We start from the raw sequence: 701 nt of genomic DNA on the forward strand, positions 1-701 counted from the left end.
CAAGCCAATGATCATGTTGGGATGTTCTATACGCCTACATGCCCTAGCCGCTTTCACTCTGTGGCAAGTAACAAGGTCAATCAGAAATGGTTAGATGCTGGATGCCCAACAACCCAAAACGCACATGATTACATGACGTCGATGTTTGCTGATTTTCGCAAAGCACTCGATAAAGCTGAGATTAAAGTGTACGGCTTGCGTGTTGTTGAGCCTCATGCCGACGGTTGTCCTCACTGGCATCTGTTGTTCTTCATGGAAAAGCGTCATGAATCCACGGTGACAAGCCTCTTTAAAAAAGAAGCAATGAAGGATTCACCCAATGAAAAAGGTGCGAAGAAATACCGTTTCACATCTGAAAAAATCGATTGGTCGAAAGGATCTGCGGTTGGCTATGTGGCCAAGTACCTGTCTAAAAACATCGATGGTAAACATATCGATTCTGACCGTTCAACAACGCTGGAAGGAACAGAAGCCGCTGAACGTGTTGTTACTTGGGCGCGTGTTAATCGCATTCGTCAGTTTCAATTTATTGGTGGTCCATCAGTTACCGTTTGGCGTGAACTTCGTCGAATTCGTCAAGATTTGAAAGAGGATGATGCTGTGTTTAACCGCCTTGATGAGGGTGAATGGCTCACTCTTGAAAATGTTCGTCGTGCTGCGGATTCTTCCGATTGGGAAGCCTTCTGTTTAGCAATGGGCGG

General features: G+C 45.6%; 1 protein-coding gene. It reads left to right on the forward strand.

Annotation, left to right across the window (positions count from 1 at the left end; translation table 11 throughout):
• A partial coding sequence (locus C9J48_RS27685; protein ID WP_146151668.1) for a replication endonuclease occupies positions 1-701 on the forward strand: 701 nt, incomplete at both ends.

It is taken from the genome of Photobacterium profundum (genome assembly GCF_003026285.1).
Classification (GTDB): domain Bacteria; phylum Pseudomonadota; class Gammaproteobacteria; order Enterobacterales; family Vibrionaceae; genus Photobacterium; species Photobacterium profundum.